Source organism: Streptomyces sp. NPDC006458, from assembly GCF_040612135.1.
In the GTDB taxonomy this organism is placed as follows: Bacteria; Actinomycetota; Actinomycetes; order Streptomycetales; family Streptomycetaceae; genus Streptomyces.
In genome coordinates, this window is the sequence record NZ_JBEXPR010000031.1 from 55,485 (window position 1) to 68,547 (window position 13,063).

At 69.5% G+C, this 13,063-nt stretch carries 15 protein-coding genes and 3 pseudogenes; 10 read left to right on the forward strand and 8 right to left on the reverse strand.

Going from position 1 to position 13,063, the window contains the following annotated elements; genetic code table 11:
* The first annotated feature begins 52 nt into the window (after positions 1 to 52).
* A complete protein-coding gene (locus ABZZ79_RS32440; protein WP_356694917.1) occupies positions 53 to 316 on the forward strand; it encodes a hypothetical protein in 264 nt (87 codons plus the stop codon).
* Positions 317 to 416: 100 nt separating this feature from the next.
* Here the strand turns inward: ABZZ79_RS32440 and ABZZ79_RS32445 are convergent, their stop codons facing one another.
* The gene (locus tag ABZZ79_RS32445) at positions 417 to 737 is read right to left on the reverse strand and encodes a hypothetical protein (RefSeq protein ID WP_356694979.1); all 321 of its coding nucleotides are present in this window, start codon (positions 735 to 737) and stop codon (positions 417 to 419) included.
* Positions 738 to 853: 116 nt separating this feature from the next.
* On the opposite strand from ABZZ79_RS32445, the pseudogene ABZZ79_RS32450 reads away from it, so the two are divergent.
* The 4 genes and pseudogenes from ABZZ79_RS32450 to ABZZ79_RS32465 form a co-directional block, all read left to right on the forward strand.
* A pseudogene (locus tag ABZZ79_RS32450) lies at positions 854 to 1,096 on the forward strand (hypothetical protein); the annotation flags it as partial.
* A 394-nt stretch (positions 1,097 to 1,490) separates the two neighbouring features.
* Entirely contained in the window at positions 1,491 to 1,700 is a 210-nt protein-coding gene (locus ABZZ79_RS32455; protein WP_356694919.1) for a TIGR04222 domain-containing membrane protein, read from the forward strand.
* Positions 1,701 to 1,785: 85 nt separating this feature from the next.
* Positions 1,786 to 2,085 (forward strand): hypothetical protein, encoded by a 300-nt coding sequence (locus ABZZ79_RS32460; RefSeq protein WP_356694921.1) that lies wholly within the window; start codon positions 1,786 to 1,788, stop codon positions 2,083 to 2,085.
* A 138-nt stretch (positions 2,086 to 2,223) separates the two neighbouring features.
* On the forward strand, positions 2,224 to 2,736 hold the full coding sequence (locus ABZZ79_RS32465) for a GNAT family N-acetyltransferase (protein WP_356694973.1): 513 nt from the start codon (positions 2,224 to 2,226) through the stop codon (positions 2,734 to 2,736).
* A gap of 849 nt (positions 2,737 to 3,585) precedes the next feature.
* Here ABZZ79_RS32465 and ABZZ79_RS32470 read toward each other — a convergent pair.
* Genes ABZZ79_RS32470 through ABZZ79_RS32480 form a run of 3 tightly spaced genes read right to left on the reverse strand, consistent with a single transcriptional unit; the run spans position 3,586 to position 6,229 of the window.
* Positions 3,586 to 4,761 (reverse strand): hypothetical protein, encoded by a 1,176-nt coding sequence (locus ABZZ79_RS32470; RefSeq protein WP_356694923.1) that lies wholly within the window; start codon positions 4,759 to 4,761, stop codon positions 3,586 to 3,588.
* Between the two features lie 43 nt (positions 4,762 to 4,804).
* A complete protein-coding gene (locus ABZZ79_RS32475; RefSeq protein WP_356694925.1) occupies positions 4,805 to 5,674 on the reverse strand; it encodes a hypothetical protein in 870 nt (289 codons plus the stop codon).
* 21 nt (positions 5,675 to 5,695) lie between these two features.
* Entirely contained in the window at positions 5,696 to 6,229 is a 534-nt protein-coding gene (locus ABZZ79_RS32480; protein ID WP_356694927.1) for a SigE family RNA polymerase sigma factor, read from the reverse strand.
* 362 nt (positions 6,230 to 6,591) lie between these two features.
* On the opposite strand from ABZZ79_RS32480, the gene ABZZ79_RS32485 reads away from it, so the two are divergent.
* Entirely contained in the window at positions 6,592 to 6,795 is a 204-nt protein-coding gene (locus tag ABZZ79_RS32485; RefSeq protein ID WP_356694981.1) for a hypothetical protein, read from the forward strand.
* On the opposite strand, the pseudogene ABZZ79_RS32490 reads toward ABZZ79_RS32485, so the two are convergent.
* Positions 6,796 to 6,982: pseudogene (locus ABZZ79_RS32490) on the reverse strand (acyl-CoA dehydrogenase C-terminal domain-containing protein); the annotation flags it as partial.
* 151 nt (positions 6,983 to 7,133) lie between these two features.
* Between ABZZ79_RS32490 and ABZZ79_RS32495 the strand changes: the two are divergent.
* Positions 7,134 to 7,787, forward strand: coding sequence for a hypothetical protein (locus ABZZ79_RS32495; protein WP_356694929.1), 654 nt, complete (start codon positions 7,134 to 7,136; stop codon positions 7,785 to 7,787).
* Between the two features lie 134 nt (positions 7,788 to 7,921).
* On the opposite strand, the pseudogene ABZZ79_RS32500 reads toward ABZZ79_RS32495, so the two are convergent.
* Positions 7,922 to 8,299 (reverse strand): annotated as a pseudogene (locus ABZZ79_RS32500) (tetratricopeptide repeat protein); the annotation flags it as partial.
* Positions 8,194 to 9,153, reverse strand: a complete 960-nt coding sequence (locus ABZZ79_RS32505) for a hypothetical protein (RefSeq protein ID WP_356694983.1) — start codon at positions 9,151 to 9,153, stop codon at positions 8,194 to 8,196. The pseudogene ABZZ79_RS32500 and the gene ABZZ79_RS32505, both read right to left, overlap by 106 nt.
* On the opposite strand from ABZZ79_RS32505, the gene ABZZ79_RS32510 reads away from it, so the two are divergent.
* The 3 genes from ABZZ79_RS32510 (at position 9,110) to ABZZ79_RS32520 (ending at position 12,627) form a co-directional block, all read left to right on the forward strand.
* A complete protein-coding gene (locus ABZZ79_RS32510; protein WP_356694931.1) occupies positions 9,110 to 9,286 on the forward strand; it encodes a hypothetical protein in 177 nt (58 codons plus the stop codon). The two genes, ABZZ79_RS32505 and ABZZ79_RS32510, sit on opposite strands and share 44 nt — an antisense overlap.
* A gap of 150 nt (positions 9,287 to 9,436) precedes the next feature.
* Positions 9,437 to 11,428, forward strand: a complete 1,992-nt coding sequence (locus ABZZ79_RS32515; protein WP_356694933.1) for a CHAT domain-containing protein — start codon at positions 9,437 to 9,439, stop codon at positions 11,426 to 11,428.
* Positions 11,425 to 12,627 carry a hypothetical protein gene (locus ABZZ79_RS32520; protein WP_356694935.1) on the forward strand — a complete coding sequence of 401 codons (1,203 nt, stop codon included), beginning with the start codon at positions 11,425 to 11,427 and terminating at the stop codon, positions 12,625 to 12,627. The genes ABZZ79_RS32515 and ABZZ79_RS32520 overlap by 4 nt, the downstream gene beginning before the upstream one ends.
* Here ABZZ79_RS32520 and ABZZ79_RS32525 read toward each other — a convergent pair.
* Positions 12,542 to 13,042 (reverse strand): pentapeptide repeat-containing protein, encoded by a 501-nt coding sequence (locus tag ABZZ79_RS32525; protein ID WP_356694975.1) that lies wholly within the window; start codon positions 13,040 to 13,042, stop codon positions 12,542 to 12,544. The two genes, ABZZ79_RS32520 and ABZZ79_RS32525, sit on opposite strands and share 86 nt — an antisense overlap.
* Positions 13,043 to 13,063: the final 21 nt, after the last annotated feature.

A 13,063-nucleotide genomic window follows, 5' to 3' on the forward strand; every position in this document is an offset into this window, starting at 1 on the left:
CTTGACTATTCCTCCCCTCGCGACGTCCTTGTACCCGTCCCTGACTCGTGCCTTGACCGAGGCTTTGGTCGATGTCCTGTGGTTCATCGACGGCAGCCAAGACGAACAGATGGATCAGGACGACGCGGTCAAGGTCATGGAGGGTGTTTCCCGCGTGGTCAGCACGCTACCGAGTGATCAGCAGCAGGAGCTGATCGGGCTGGTTGAGGAGCTGGCAGCCGCCGAGAGCAACCCGGCTCGCCGCGAGTTCCTGGAAGAGTTCCCGGAGGGCTTCGGGCTGATCAATGATGCGTCCCGAACAGCTTTTCAGGAGTAGAGCAGGACGCGCTTGCGGAGGAGTTTGAAGCCGGCGCGGCCGAACATCTGGCGCTTCAGCATCTTGATCCGGTTGACGTGGCCTTCGTCGACTCCGGAGTTCACGGCTGTGTGAGTCCGGCGGTGACGGAGTTGAGGTCGCGCTCCTGTGCCGGGCGAATCGCTGGAGGCTGGGCAGGTCGGCGGGTGGTTGCGGCTTCGATCCATGCCGGCAGTTGGTGGCCTTGCAGCTGGGTGAGCATGTGGGCGAAGGAACGGATGTGCCCGGCGAGTGCGTCCAGTTCGGGGCAGTTCGCCAGTACGAGCTGGAGTCGGTCGCTCTCGGCCAGGGCGTCGGGGTGGCTAAGGATCCAGCGGGTGACCGCGCGGGCGGACGGCGGCCGGGGGCCGACCGGCTGGGCCCCGTAGGTTCCGGCTGACATAGGCGCGAACGTTGCCGTAGCCGTCCGGGTAGCCCTGTGCCTTGATCTCCTCCCACAGCTTCCAGGCGTTGGTGCAGCCCTCCTGCCATCGCTGGTCGAGGTAGGGCTTGAAGGCGTTACTCGCTCGTGTGGAGCCACTCTTCGGGTTGCCACCTCGCCCGCGCAGGCCGCCGGCAGTTCGACTTCTTCCCGGGCAGTGGGTCCGCTGGCAGTTGAACTACCGGTTCAACAGCGCCCTGGGAATCCGCGGTTGGTCGTACTGGCTCGACACATTCAACATTGCCTACGGTCCCGTCGCCCGGGATGTCTTCCTGTCGGAGCCGACTGTGATCGTCGATGAACGCGGTCCGGTTCGCTAGAGCAGGCAGAACACGGCGGCCCGTCGACCTCCACCCGCATGCAGGCCCTGATGGCCGCCGCCTGGCTTTCGGACCAGGCCGTCCAGGCTGCCGCGTGATCCCCAACTGCCGCACTGGGGTGCGTCTTTGGCTCCACGGCCGATGACGTCGGCCCGTGGTGGAGCTCGGTGACCTGCCGCTGGCCGTGGCCAGGCGTAATCGGGGCGGCTTCCAGCTCCGCGTCTCCGGGGTGCGGCAAGGCTCAGCGGCCGGTGCGCCTTGGTGCCCGAGGGACAGCATGCTGGACCCGGCCCTGATCCCTGATGTGGCCTGCGCGTCGCTGGGCGCGGCAGGGTTGCGTGACCTTCTGCCGGGCGACACTCCCGGCAGGCGACGTGTCCGGGAGGAGCTCAGCATGAGGAGAGGGTTCCGGCGTCTGGCATCGGCGGTGGCGGAGCCGCAGGTCCTGGACACCTACGACGTCGCCTTCTTGGCGGGCGGGACACAAAGGGTGGCCGACTGCGCGGTGATCGCACTGGCCGAGCGCGGACTGCTCAAGCTCAGCGGCCCACGGGTACGCGCCGTGGGCGAGGCACTGCCTCAGCATCCGTGGAGCGAGCGCTGATCACGTCGTGCCAGCGCAACAGGAGCGCCGCCGCTGTGCATGCCGCCTTGCAACGCTCCCCTGAGCCAAGGAGATCGGCCGCTGGTTGACCGCACAGGGCCTGGTGACGGGACATCGGCGCCGGTTGACCCGGCTGGGCGGGCGGCGGCTTCGGGCGGCCGAAGGCGACGAAGGGTTGCCGTCCTCCGTCCTCGGCGGTCCTGCCGTCCTCCCGCACGGCCCGGTCCGACGCGGGATCGTCGGCGCGCGGCCGATCCCGTCGGGTCTCGGCCGGGCTCTGATCCGCATGGGCAAGGCCCTGGACAGCGACTCCGACTACGCCTCTGACTCGGGCAGCGTCTCGGGCAGTGACTTCAGCCGTGGCGGTGGGAGCGGCAGTGACTGACGCCCCTCGACTCGCCCCCTCGGCCCAGATGCGTTGTTCGGGGAGGTTGATGACACGCATGCGGGGGTGAGGATGGTGGAGAGCCCATTCGTGATCCAGAATCATCGCGTGGTCACGCTTGAGACTCCCCGCTTGATCTTGCGTCGCTGGCGCGAGGAAGACGTTGCGCCCATGGCTGCCGTCAACGCCGACCCCGAGGTCATGCGGTGGATCCGCGACGGCAGCGTCCGTGACGAGCAGCAGACTCGCGACGGGGTCCGGGCATGGGAAAGCGAGTGGGAGTCACAGGGCTTCGGCCTTTTCGCCGTGGAGATCCGGTCCACTGGCCAGCTGGCCGGTTTCACCGGCCTTTCGGTGCCCGACTTTCTGCCGGAGGTCCTGCCGGCGGTTGAGGTCGGCTGGCGGCTGGGACGTTCCCACTGGGGGCGGGGCCTGGCCACCGAGGCCGCTGCGGCCGCTGTCCGGTTCGGGTTCGAAGAGCGAAGGCTGGAGCGGATCGTCAGCATCGCCCAACTGGGAAACGACGCCTCCGAACGGATCATGACCAAACTGGGGATGCAACCGGTCCGTGAGACCGTCAATCCCACCTGCGGTAGGCGAGTGAGGGTGTTCGAGTTGTCGTCGGACCAGTACCTCACTACGACTCGGTAACGGTGGCAACGAGGGACCGTGGGCCCGTAGCGGACCACAAGTTTGTAATACCTGGTGGCCACGGCTCAACTTCTCCATGCGGACCTTCGCCAGTGCCAGCCTGCGCACGATCTGACATAAACGTTCCGCAGACCCCGTCTCCCGGGAGAAGGAAGCCTCACTCATGGCGACACCATGGCCGAGGGCGCCCGGCGGGCGGGCACCCTCGGAAGCAGACGGGTGGCCCCACCCGGCCGTTTACGTCGCCTTCACCGCGGTCGACCCCGGCTCAACGCGACCGGCCCAAGCTGGGCCTATGCGCATGGAAGACGTGCTCGCCGCGGCCAGCACCGGCCTGTGGCACTGGGACGACGCCTCGGCGACGGTCGCCCTCGACGCATCGGCCTGCCCGTCTGCTCGGACCGGGCGAGGCCGCCCGCGACCACCGTTCGTCCGTGGTGCACGCCTGCCTGCACGCCGAGGACTACGTGGCGCTCAGCGGCTCCATCGCCCTTGCCCACGCCGAGGGCACCGTCGCGTAGGCCCTGCTGCGTGGTCGTCGGCGACGACGGGTCGATCCTGCGGACGCCGCGCACCCGCGTGAGACCGAACGGGGACGGCGGCGGGGCCGCAGTGTCCGGCACGCTCCACGAGGTGCGGGGCTCCGCGGGCCGCGCGATGCCGCCGGGCGACCAGCGGCGGGCCCGGGAGGGCAGCGGCGAGTGCGTCGAGGAGGGCAGGGATGCGAGGTCGCGGTGCCGGGTTGGGGCGGACGGTGTCGGGTTCCCAGTGTCGCGGGCCTGGCAGAGCAAGCCGAAACCGGAGCCGGTACGGATGCCCTGCCAGGACGCTTTCGGTCGGCGTGACCGCTCAACCCCGGGACAGCGCGAAGGGCATCGGCGGCACTGGCTCCCCATTCTCGGCCTCGCCCTGCGGAGCCATCCCGACCACCGTGAGCGTTCTGCCGGCGCTCACCACCGCGGTGGGTGACCTGCCCTCCGGTCCGTCCCCCGCGGGCAAGAGCATCGTCTGCCAGCCGGTGTCCGTTCGCGTCATGCCGATCGGCTCGTACGTCCCCTTGTGCGCGAGGAACCGGGTGCCGACGACGGCGACACCCGACGGTCCCGTGGACACCGCGTGCCACCCGCCCGGTCTCGTTCCGGAGTCCACCTTCGTCCAGCGGTTCCCGTCGAAGTGGGCGATCAGTCCGCGGTCCTCGCCCTGCCCTCCGACGGTTTCCTCGGTGCCGACGGCCCACACATCGTCGGGTCCGGTTGCCGCCAGGTCGTAGAACTCCCCGTTGATGCCCTCCACGTCGGGCGCGGCCACACGGGCCCAGGCGTCTCCGTCGTAATGCAGCAGCAGTGGCCGTCTCCGGCCTTCTTCCGTGCCCACGGTCCCCGATGCCCAGATGTCGTCGGCAGCCGTGGCGACCACGCCGGACAGCGTCCAGTAGTCGCTGTCGATGACCGGCGGCTGAATCTGCTGCCACGCGCTGCCGTCCCAATGCTGGATCAATCCATGGAACGTCAGGTATTCCGCGGGCTGCCACCAGCCCACCGCCCACACGTCGTTGTCGGCGATCGCGGCGAGTCCACGGAATCCGGCGGCCCATGAACCGGCCGGTGCAGGAGCCTGCCGCACGTGCCAGCCTCCGTCGAAAGCGGCGGTCGGGATGCTCTCAGCGCCCCAGGGCTTGCTACCGGCCACCCACACGCTTCCCGCCGGGCCGGCCGTCACCGTGCGGACACTGGAAAGGCCCGTCGGGACGGGGATCTCGCGCCAGTCGGGGGTGCCGTCGTCATGCGAGAACATCACCGGCCCGCTGGACCTCTGCCGTCCCTCCCCGTACTGCCTCCACCCGACGGCCCAGGTGGTGTCCACGTCCACGCGTGCCGCGTCCTGCAGCCGGGCGTTGCCGGACGGGAAGGTCTGCGCGATCCACTCTTTGTCCCCTCCCGTGGCGCTCGCCTGCACCGTGGCCGTCCCGGCCAACAGCGTTCCGGCCGCGGTCAGCGTCACCAGCGGTTTCCACCATCGTCTCAACTGCTCTTCCCTTCGATCGCGATGTCCTGGATGCAACTGGCCTTCAGCCGCCTGCGATGGAGATCCGCCTCTCCTCCATCGGGCTCTCGTCGGCGTACCGCACGAGGTCGAGGAAGCGGGAGTCCCTGGCCACCGCCAGCAGTTCCTCGTTGGTGACGGGGGCGGAGGCGGCGGCTTTGGTGTCAGGGTTCACAGTGAGCTCGACGTCACTGTCGCCATAGGAGAAAGAGACCATGGTGGCCGTGGTCTCCGGCACATCGACGGGCAGGCGGTACGAGGTCGCCTCGATGCCCCCTGGCAGGGTGCTCTGCTCACAGCTTCCGCCCTTCAGCGAGCGGGTGGCGGGGCCGTCGGGGCAGGGCTTCGGGCGGGAGCCGTCGTGGGAAGGCCGTACGGAGAAGCTGATGGTGAACACCTTGCCGTCCTCGGTTGCGCCCTGGTACTGCCGCACCCCGAGGTCGACCGGCCGGACAGCGCCGACCGTGTCCGGCAACAGCTCGTCAAGGAGCACTGCCGCCCGCTGCTGAAACTCCTCCTGCCGCTTCCGCTCGTCGGGGGGCAGGTCGGCCATCGACGTCTCTTCGTCGCTCGTCGGCTCGATGTGGACCGGCGTGCGGTAAGGCTCGGGCTCCCGCTCCGGGGCGGGTGACTCGCCCGGCCCGGAGGTGCCGCTCGCGGCGTAGCGGGCCGTCGTGTCGCCGTCCCCCCCGACCGGCAGCCTCACGGTGCCGGACAGCACTGCCCCGGCCACACAGACGATCCCGGCGGCGATCGCGAGACGGGTACGCGCCCTTCGGCGGCGGCCCTGGGCGACCGCGGTCGGCACCAGGTCGTGGACCGGCGGCAGGTCAGCCACCGTCCGTTCCATCGCGTCCCTGACCAGCAGGGCGGTCCGGTCGTCGTCTTCGGGCATGTCGTCTCCCATAGCGGTTCCTCAGCTCCCCGTGGTGTAGAGGTGGGCCTCGCCCAGTTGAGTGCGCAACTTCGCCAGAGAGCGTGAGCACTGGCTCTTGACCGTGGATGCGCTGCAGTTCAGAAGCTCGGCGACGGACTCGACGCTCTGGTCCTCCCAGTACCGCAGGACGACCATGGCCCGAGCCCTGGGCGGCAGCTCGGCCAGGGCCGACATCAGCGTCACCCGCAGATCGGCCTGCTCGGACGCGGGCCGGGGGCCGGGGCGGGAGTGGGCCAGCAGGTCCCGCATCCGACGCCGTCGTTCGGCCAGATAGGTGCGGGTCAGCACAGTCTGGGCATAGGCCCCTATGTGGTCGGCGGCGCTCGCCCGCCGCCAGTGCTGGAACAGCTTGGCGAGCGTGGTCTGCGTCAGATCCCGGGCAGTCTCCGGGTCCCCGCACAGCAGGTACGCGGTCCGGTAGAGCCGTCTCTGGCTGGTCCGGGCGAAAGCCTCGAAGCTCACGGGCGCCGAGGAGCCCTCCGGAGATCCGGAGCCCTGGCCGTTCTCCGGCATCTGCTCTCCTTTCAGAAGCCCTGTCAAAGGGCCCTCTCCCTGTCACCCATCTACAGAGCGCTGCCACGCGGCAAAGGTTGAAACGGAGTTCGCCTCCGCCGACTCCCACTGCTTCGGCAATCGGCGAGCAACTGCGTGCAGGACCGGCTGGAAGCGGCTGCGGGACGCGCTGGAGACCTGACCTGCCGAGGACCTGGAGGCGCTCGCCGACCCACTCGTGCAGGGGGTACACGGGCCTGCCGCGCACCACACCGCGGGCCCGCTCGCCGACCGCCGTGAGGACGACATCGCGTTGCTGCTGTTGCGCCGGGAGACCGACGGCCCGCTGCCGTCCGTCCTGGTCCCCCGGCATCGTCCTCTCCGTGACCCGGACCGGGCCACGGCAGGTCCGCAAGGTGCGCGGCGAGATCGTCGAGCGCCTGGCGCACCGGTGGGACGCCGAACCGCGTGGCGACGGCAAAACGATCTGGTGCGAGATCTACGAGGCCATGCCGGGCCCTGAACGGCGGAACTCCCCCGGCGCCGCAGGCGCCGGGGGAGTTCTCGAGCGGACCGGTGGGGGCTGAGAAGGCATCCTCCGGCAGCTCCATCACGTCCAGGCTGACGGACTCGGTCAGCTGGCGCGCGACGGCGAGGCCCGGCAGCACGTTGGCGGCGAAGAACTTCGCGGCCGCGACCTTGCTGGTGTAGAAGGCGGCGTCCTTGCCGGTGGGCGGCCGGGAGCTTGGCGGCGGCGACGGCGACGCCCTTCAGCCGCCGCCGGGGTCGGCGGACGTCCAAGGTCCGGCGCGGCCCGATCAGGCGGCCGGACGGAGCAGGCCGCACGTGCGGCTCCAGCCAGCACAACCGCTGGAGTGGACGGCATCCAGGCTCCCATGTCATAGGCCGCCCGTAACCTCTCACCATGCAGACAACTCTGATGATCCACGACGGCACCGCACCGGCCGACTCCGACGTCCCGCGTACCGGGGGCGTGCCGCTGGCTCCTGCAGGATTCACCTGGCCCATGTGCGGCTCCTGCTGCGGAGAGCCGCTGCAGTTCTTCGCCCATATCCCCTTCGAGGACGGCGTCCTGTCGGTATTCGTGTGCCAGAACGACCCCGGCGCATGTGAATTCTGGGACGCGACTTCCGGCGCGAACCGGGTCTACCTGTTTCCCCGGGAGGAACTGCAGCCGGTAGCCGTGCCCGAGACGGGTGTGACGCTACTGCCCGCCACCTCAGCCATCCGCAACCACGTCGTGACGCTCGACCCCGAAGAGAACGACGACCACGACGAACTCGCGCCTGACGCATACGACCTTGCCCGTTCGGGATGGAAGCGGGAGCCCGAGGAACGATTCGGGAAGCAACGCGAAGTGCTCGGGTCACTCGGAGGCAGCCCCTCCTACCTTGAGGACGACCGACTGCCCGCATGCCCCTCCTGCGCCGGCCTGATGGAATTCGCGGCACATCTAGAGGAAGGGATCTCCGCGCAGACCGCGATGAACCTCGGCGGCCAGCTGGGCTACGTTTTCGTCTGCCGCGCTTGCCGCGAAGGTGCCTTCCTCACAGACTGAGCACGCCGCACCGCAGCTGACGCTCCGTCAGCCGTCTACCAGGCCAACGGAGGCTTGCGGGCTGCCCCGGCGATTGATCTTGGCCGTCTGGGACACGCGGAAGGCCGCGTGGGTTGTCTGGTGTGTGAAGAACAAGCGGTGGCGGCGAGTTCGTTCTCGCCGGCCTCGGCGGCGAGCCGGTAGCTGTGCAGGTGGTACCTCTGGCTCAGACCCTGGTTGCCCTCGTCGCGGGCCATCCAGTCGGTCAGGTGCACCAGCTCGCCGGTCGCGGCGAACAGCTCCCGCCCGGTCTCCTCGGTGTAACGGCCCTCCAACCACCGTTTGACGTCCACGGTCAGGTAGCGGACCGCGAGGTGCCGGGCGTGACCGCCGCCGAGCTCGGAGGCGGCCACGCCGAGGATGGTGGTCATCGTGCGGACCGCGGCGACCTCGCCCATGCCGACGGCGACGTGGCCGGGCCGGTTCGCGCGGCGGGTGACTGCCTCGGCGTCGGCCAGGTCGAGCGCGGCCAGGCCGGCGGCTTCCCGAGCGCAGAGCTGTCGTCGACAGGCACGGGCCTCGGCCTGGGCTCCGGCAGGCGTTGCTCGACTTCCTCGAAGTTGTAGCCGTAGCCCTTGCTGCCGATCTTGATCTGCACGGTCCGGTAGCCCGGCTCGCCGCTCTTGGCGTGCTCGCCCCAGTACTGGCACATGAAGCCGGTGTCGGCCCCGTAGTCGCATGCCTTCACAGCGGGGAGTTTGTCGCAGGCGACGTTGCTCGCGTCGGTGCGCCCGGGCTCGGCGCCGTACAGCTCGTTGATGATCTCGTCGACGAGCGTGTCGACCAGGAGAGCCTTCTTGGGCTCCACGGGGGCTGGTGCCGCATCTCCCTGTACCGGCTCACAGACGCCCTGGAGCACCTGCAGCTCCTGATCGGAACGATCGCCGCGCACATGCGGCACAACCACCTGGCTGCCAACCGGATCAACGCCTACCTGCAGGTACCCACTCAGAAGTAGGCCGACGCCTTCGTCACGCCCGCAGCCCGTCGCCATCTTGCCGGTCTCCTGGGCGAGCCCCGCACCACAGCCGGCACCGATCCGATCGACATCCATCACCGCATCGGCGAGGGCATCATCCAGCGCATCGGCTTTGTCCGCCCCGAGCGCGAAGCAGCCCTGGAGGCATTCCTCGCCGCCTTCTACTCCGCCTACTCCTACGACTCCAGTGCCCTTGGCGAACGCCAGCCCTCTCCGCACGGCTGCGGACACCGCAGCGTGGGCCGGGGCGCGGGGCCGTCCGAGCAGCATCCTGGCTGGGACGGTCTCCTCCCATGCTGCGGCGTTGGCGGCGGCGAAGGCCGCCATGACGGTCGCAGTGGCCAGCACGCTCGCTGCCTATGCGCCCGACCGCCCTGCGCCCACGGCACACATCGCTTCGAGCTGGAAACGGGACGTCGTCGACCAGGCGCTCGCCGCCCCGCAGCCGGACGTCGTGCGGCAGGTGCTGGCGTCACCGTAGTCGCGTGCGCCCTGCAGGGTCTCGCGTTTCAGGGACGCGTGGAAAGGCCCCCGATGACAACGCGATGACACTGCGCTGACGCCGTGGCCGTACCGTCGAAGGAGGCCAAGCCGCACGTCAATGCCGGTTCCGACGCGGGCGGTGTTTCCCATGCAGGAATTCAGTGAGCCCTATGACCCCGAGACGGGCGATTTCACGCATCTCTCGCAGGCTTCCGTGGTCCACCGCGGGCGAGTCCTGGGGCACATCAGCCACCTCCTGGTCGACCCGGCGACGAACAGACCGGAATGGGCCCTGGTCACCGACCGGGTCGGGACGCGTCGCGCGCTGCCGCTCGACCTGCTGGAGGACGAGGACGAGCACATCCGTGCGGTGCGGGGAGATGTCGACGTGGAGCACATCCGGGTCGGCGCCTGGAGCGTAGACCGGTTGCAGTACCTGCGTACGGACGTGAACGCGGTCGTCGCCGACCTGCGGGGGTCCGGCTTCACCGACGTGCGGCCCGTGCCGTGGGACGTAAGACTGGTGACACTCGATCAAGACCAGTCGGCAGCGGCGCCGGAGATGGGCGGAAGCCCCGATCTCGTGGACGACGCGCCTCCCGACGCCGTACCTCCCCAGGCCGCACCTCCCCCTGCCCTACGGCCGCCAGCCGCTCCTTCCCCCGCCGCCCCTCCCCCGGCCCCGGTCGCCGTCGCCGCGGAGAACGTGCGGCGCGAGATGGTGGCGGAACTCCCCAAATCCGTCCGCAGGCAGCGCTGGATACCGGTCCAGGTGTCCATCCGGCAGACCAGCGGGGCGGAGACCCCCCTGGGCGTGCCCCTCGACATACCCGGGGGCGTGACGGTCTCGGTGGTCGCGACGGTGCCGGACTCCTTCGAAATCCAGGGCGAACGCGTCATCGACCTCGACGTCCCGGAGCGGGGCGACTCCCCGCCGGGACTCTTCATGATGCGGGCCGGCGCGGTGGGCAGCTTCCCAGTGCGGTTCACCGCCTACCGCGGCGGCACCTTCCTGGGCGCGCTCGAACTGCAGATACAGGTTTCCGCGCTGACCTTCCGCTCCACCGCCACCCGCGAAGTGGCGAACGCGCTGGACGTCGACGAGGCGGCCCATGAGGAGGCCAGCCTGCAGATCATGTACGACGACGCGAGCAGGACCTTCCGCTTTCTGTTCATCACCGACTCACAGCGCCTGGAGGTGCCCAGCCGCCCGATCGAAGGGGACATCCGTGACCGTGTCGAGGCGCTGATCCCGCAGTTCGACGCGTACGCCTCCGACGCGGGCAATCTCACCCCGGAGGCGGCGCGTGAGCGGATGAAGAACGAGGGCTTCCGCCTGTGGAAGTTCCTGGTTCCCCCACCGATCCAACAGATGATCCTCGACAACGCGGACACCATCAGCCAGATGACGATCTTCAGCGACCGGGAGGTCGTGCCCTGGGAACTGCTGTATCCGCTGGACGAGAACGGTGTGGGGTTCGGCCACTTCCTCGTCGAGCACTTCCCTGTGGTGCGGTGGGTCATGAAGAGCAGGCGCGGGCGGCGGCTGACCCTCGAACGCCCCACATTTGTGGTGCCGGACGGCTCCCCGCAGGAGGCCGAGTCCGAGATCGACGACATCGCCCTGAAGCTCGACCAGTCCACACCGAACCGGGTGAGCAATCGGGATGTGCTGATCTCCGCGCTGGCCACCCCCTCGTTCGACTGCCTGCACTTCGCGTGCCACAACATCTACCGTGCCGAGCAAGGAAGCCGCATCCGCTTCACCGACGGTGACTTCCAGCCGCAGGATCTGGCGATCGCCACCGTGACCTGTCCGCTCGCGGCCACCGTCCCCCTCGTCTTCCTCAACGCCTGCCGCACCCAGGGAAGCACCCCGAGCTATACGAGCCTGGAGAACTGGGCCGATGTCTTCCTCCAAGCCGGCGCTGCCGCGGTCATCGGCACGTCCTGGGCCGTGCGCGACACCACCGCACGGCTGTTCGCCGGGACGCTGTACGAGCGGCTGCGGGCAGGGCTGACGCTGGGTGAGTCGGTGAGCGAGGCACGCGCCCTGGCACGCGACAACATGCCGGGGGACTCGACCTGGCTCGCGTACACGGTCTATGGAGACCCACGCGCGAAGGTGATGCAGTCATGACCAATCCCGTGTTCGTCATCCACGGAGTCGCCAACCACGACCGTGGTGCCTTCGAGGCGAGAGTCAAAGACTTCGGCGACCGCCTCCGCCCCACCGAGGCCGACCTGCACCCGGTCTTCTGGGGGGACCTCGGTGGCCGGGACGCCTTCCTGGACCGCGTGATCCCCACCATGGGGGCGGCGGCCGACTCCCGCGCCGATGCGGCGCCCGGCATCGAACCGAGGCCTGTCCCGCCGCCGGACGATCCGGTGTGGACGTTCCTCGCCGGTCCGTCTCCCGCGACGATGACCGCTACCAGCACCGTACGCGACGGTTCCGACCACTGGCACGAGGGCCTGCGGATCGTCGCCGAAGCCGCCGCCGAACAGGACCGGCAGGGCAGAGCGGCCGTCCGCGGCACACAGGCCGACTGGCGGTCCGAACTCGAAGAAGCCTGGGACGAGCTGACGTACTTGCCCCGCCTCCGCAACGCGACGGTGCTCGCGGACGTCGGCGTGGCGCTCGCCGAGGAGGACACGGAGGACCCCGGGGGGCAGCACGTCCGGGGTGCCGGGGACTGGATCAGGAGAAGGCTCCGCGACATGGACCGTGCCGCGGGGGCCGTCATCGGCGCGGGGGCCGGCCGCCTCAACACCTACCTCCGCGCGGAGCTGAGCCCCGGCTTCGCCTCCTTCGCCGGTGACATCGCCGTCTACCAGCGCAGCCAACCGCTGATCCAGCAGCGGGTCCGTGACGCGCTGCACGCCTACGACGAGGACGCCGGCCTCGCCGACCGGCCCCCGCAGGACCGGACCGGCGGGGAGAACAATCCCGCGTACTTCATCTGCCACAGCCTCGGAGGCGTCATCCTGCTCGACCTGCTGACGGCGCGGGAGGAGCCCGTGCACATGCGCGGACTGCTGACCTTCGGCAGTCAGTGGCCGCTGTTCCAGCTGATGGACCCCCGCAACGGCCTGGGCCCCTACGACGGCGAGACACCGATCTACCTGCCCGCCACGGTGGGACGCTGGATCAACGTGTGGGAGCCGATGGACCCGTTGGCCTTCGTCGCGGGCAGGGTCTTCCGACTGTCGGACGGGTCCCGCCCCCAGGACCGGACGGCTCCCCACCTGGTCACCTCCGGGCTGTGGACCCACTCCGCCTACTGGGGCTTGAACGTGGTCCGAGACGCGGCACGCGAACTCGTCCGGGGGACGTGAACTCCCCTCCGTGCAGGCGGGGGTGTTCCGAGCGGGACCGTGGACCCGCCGCCGCTACGTTCGTGGTCCCCGAGCAGGCGGGGGTGTTCCGCAGCCCGGCGTGCGCCCGACCCGGATGAAGGAGTGGTCCCCGCGCAGGCAGAGTGGTGCGGGCAAGAGCATCTCGCCGGGCACCGCAGGCCAGCAGGGCTGCCACTGGACCCGCTTCCCGGGCTTTGTCGAACGCGTCCAGGTTGGCACCTGTCGGGATCGCTCCCTCGCGTTTCGTACCGGCCAGGTTCGCATTGCTGAGGTCCGCGTTTGTCAGATTGGCGCCCCTCAGGTCCGCGCCGCGCAGATCAGCACCGCTGAGCTTGGCGTTTAACCTCGGCCGTTCACCTGACCCGCTGATCCTGGTTCGTCCCCGGGACTGCAGGACGGCCGTTCTTCACGCGTC

Bases quoted from the DNA above. Each gene is read 5' to 3' on its own strand.
- ABZZ79_RS32445 (WP_356694979.1), bottom strand. From the start codon at position 737: ATGTCAGCCGGAACCTACGGGGCCCAGCCGGTCGGCCCCCGGCCGCCG.
- ABZZ79_RS32455 (WP_356694919.1), top strand. From the start codon at position 1,491: ATGAGGAGAGGGTTCCGGCGTCTGGCATCGGCGGTGGCGGAGCCGCAG.
- ABZZ79_RS32475 (WP_356694925.1), bottom strand. From the start codon at position 5,674: ATGCCCGAAGACGACGACCGGACCGCCCTGCTGGTCAGGGACGCGATG.
- ABZZ79_RS32480 (WP_356694927.1), bottom strand. From the start codon at position 6,229: ATGCCGGAGAACGGCCAGGGCTCCGGATCTCCGGAGGGCTCCTCGGCG.
- ABZZ79_RS32495 (WP_356694929.1), top strand. From the start codon at position 7,134: ATGCAGACAACTCTGATGATCCACGACGGCACCGCACCGGCCGACTCC.
- ABZZ79_RS32515 (WP_356694933.1), top strand. From the start codon at position 9,437: ATGCAGGAATTCAGTGAGCCCTATGACCCCGAGACGGGCGATTTCACG.
- ABZZ79_RS32520 (WP_356694935.1), top strand. From the start codon at position 11,425: ATGACCAATCCCGTGTTCGTCATCCACGGAGTCGCCAACCACGACCGT.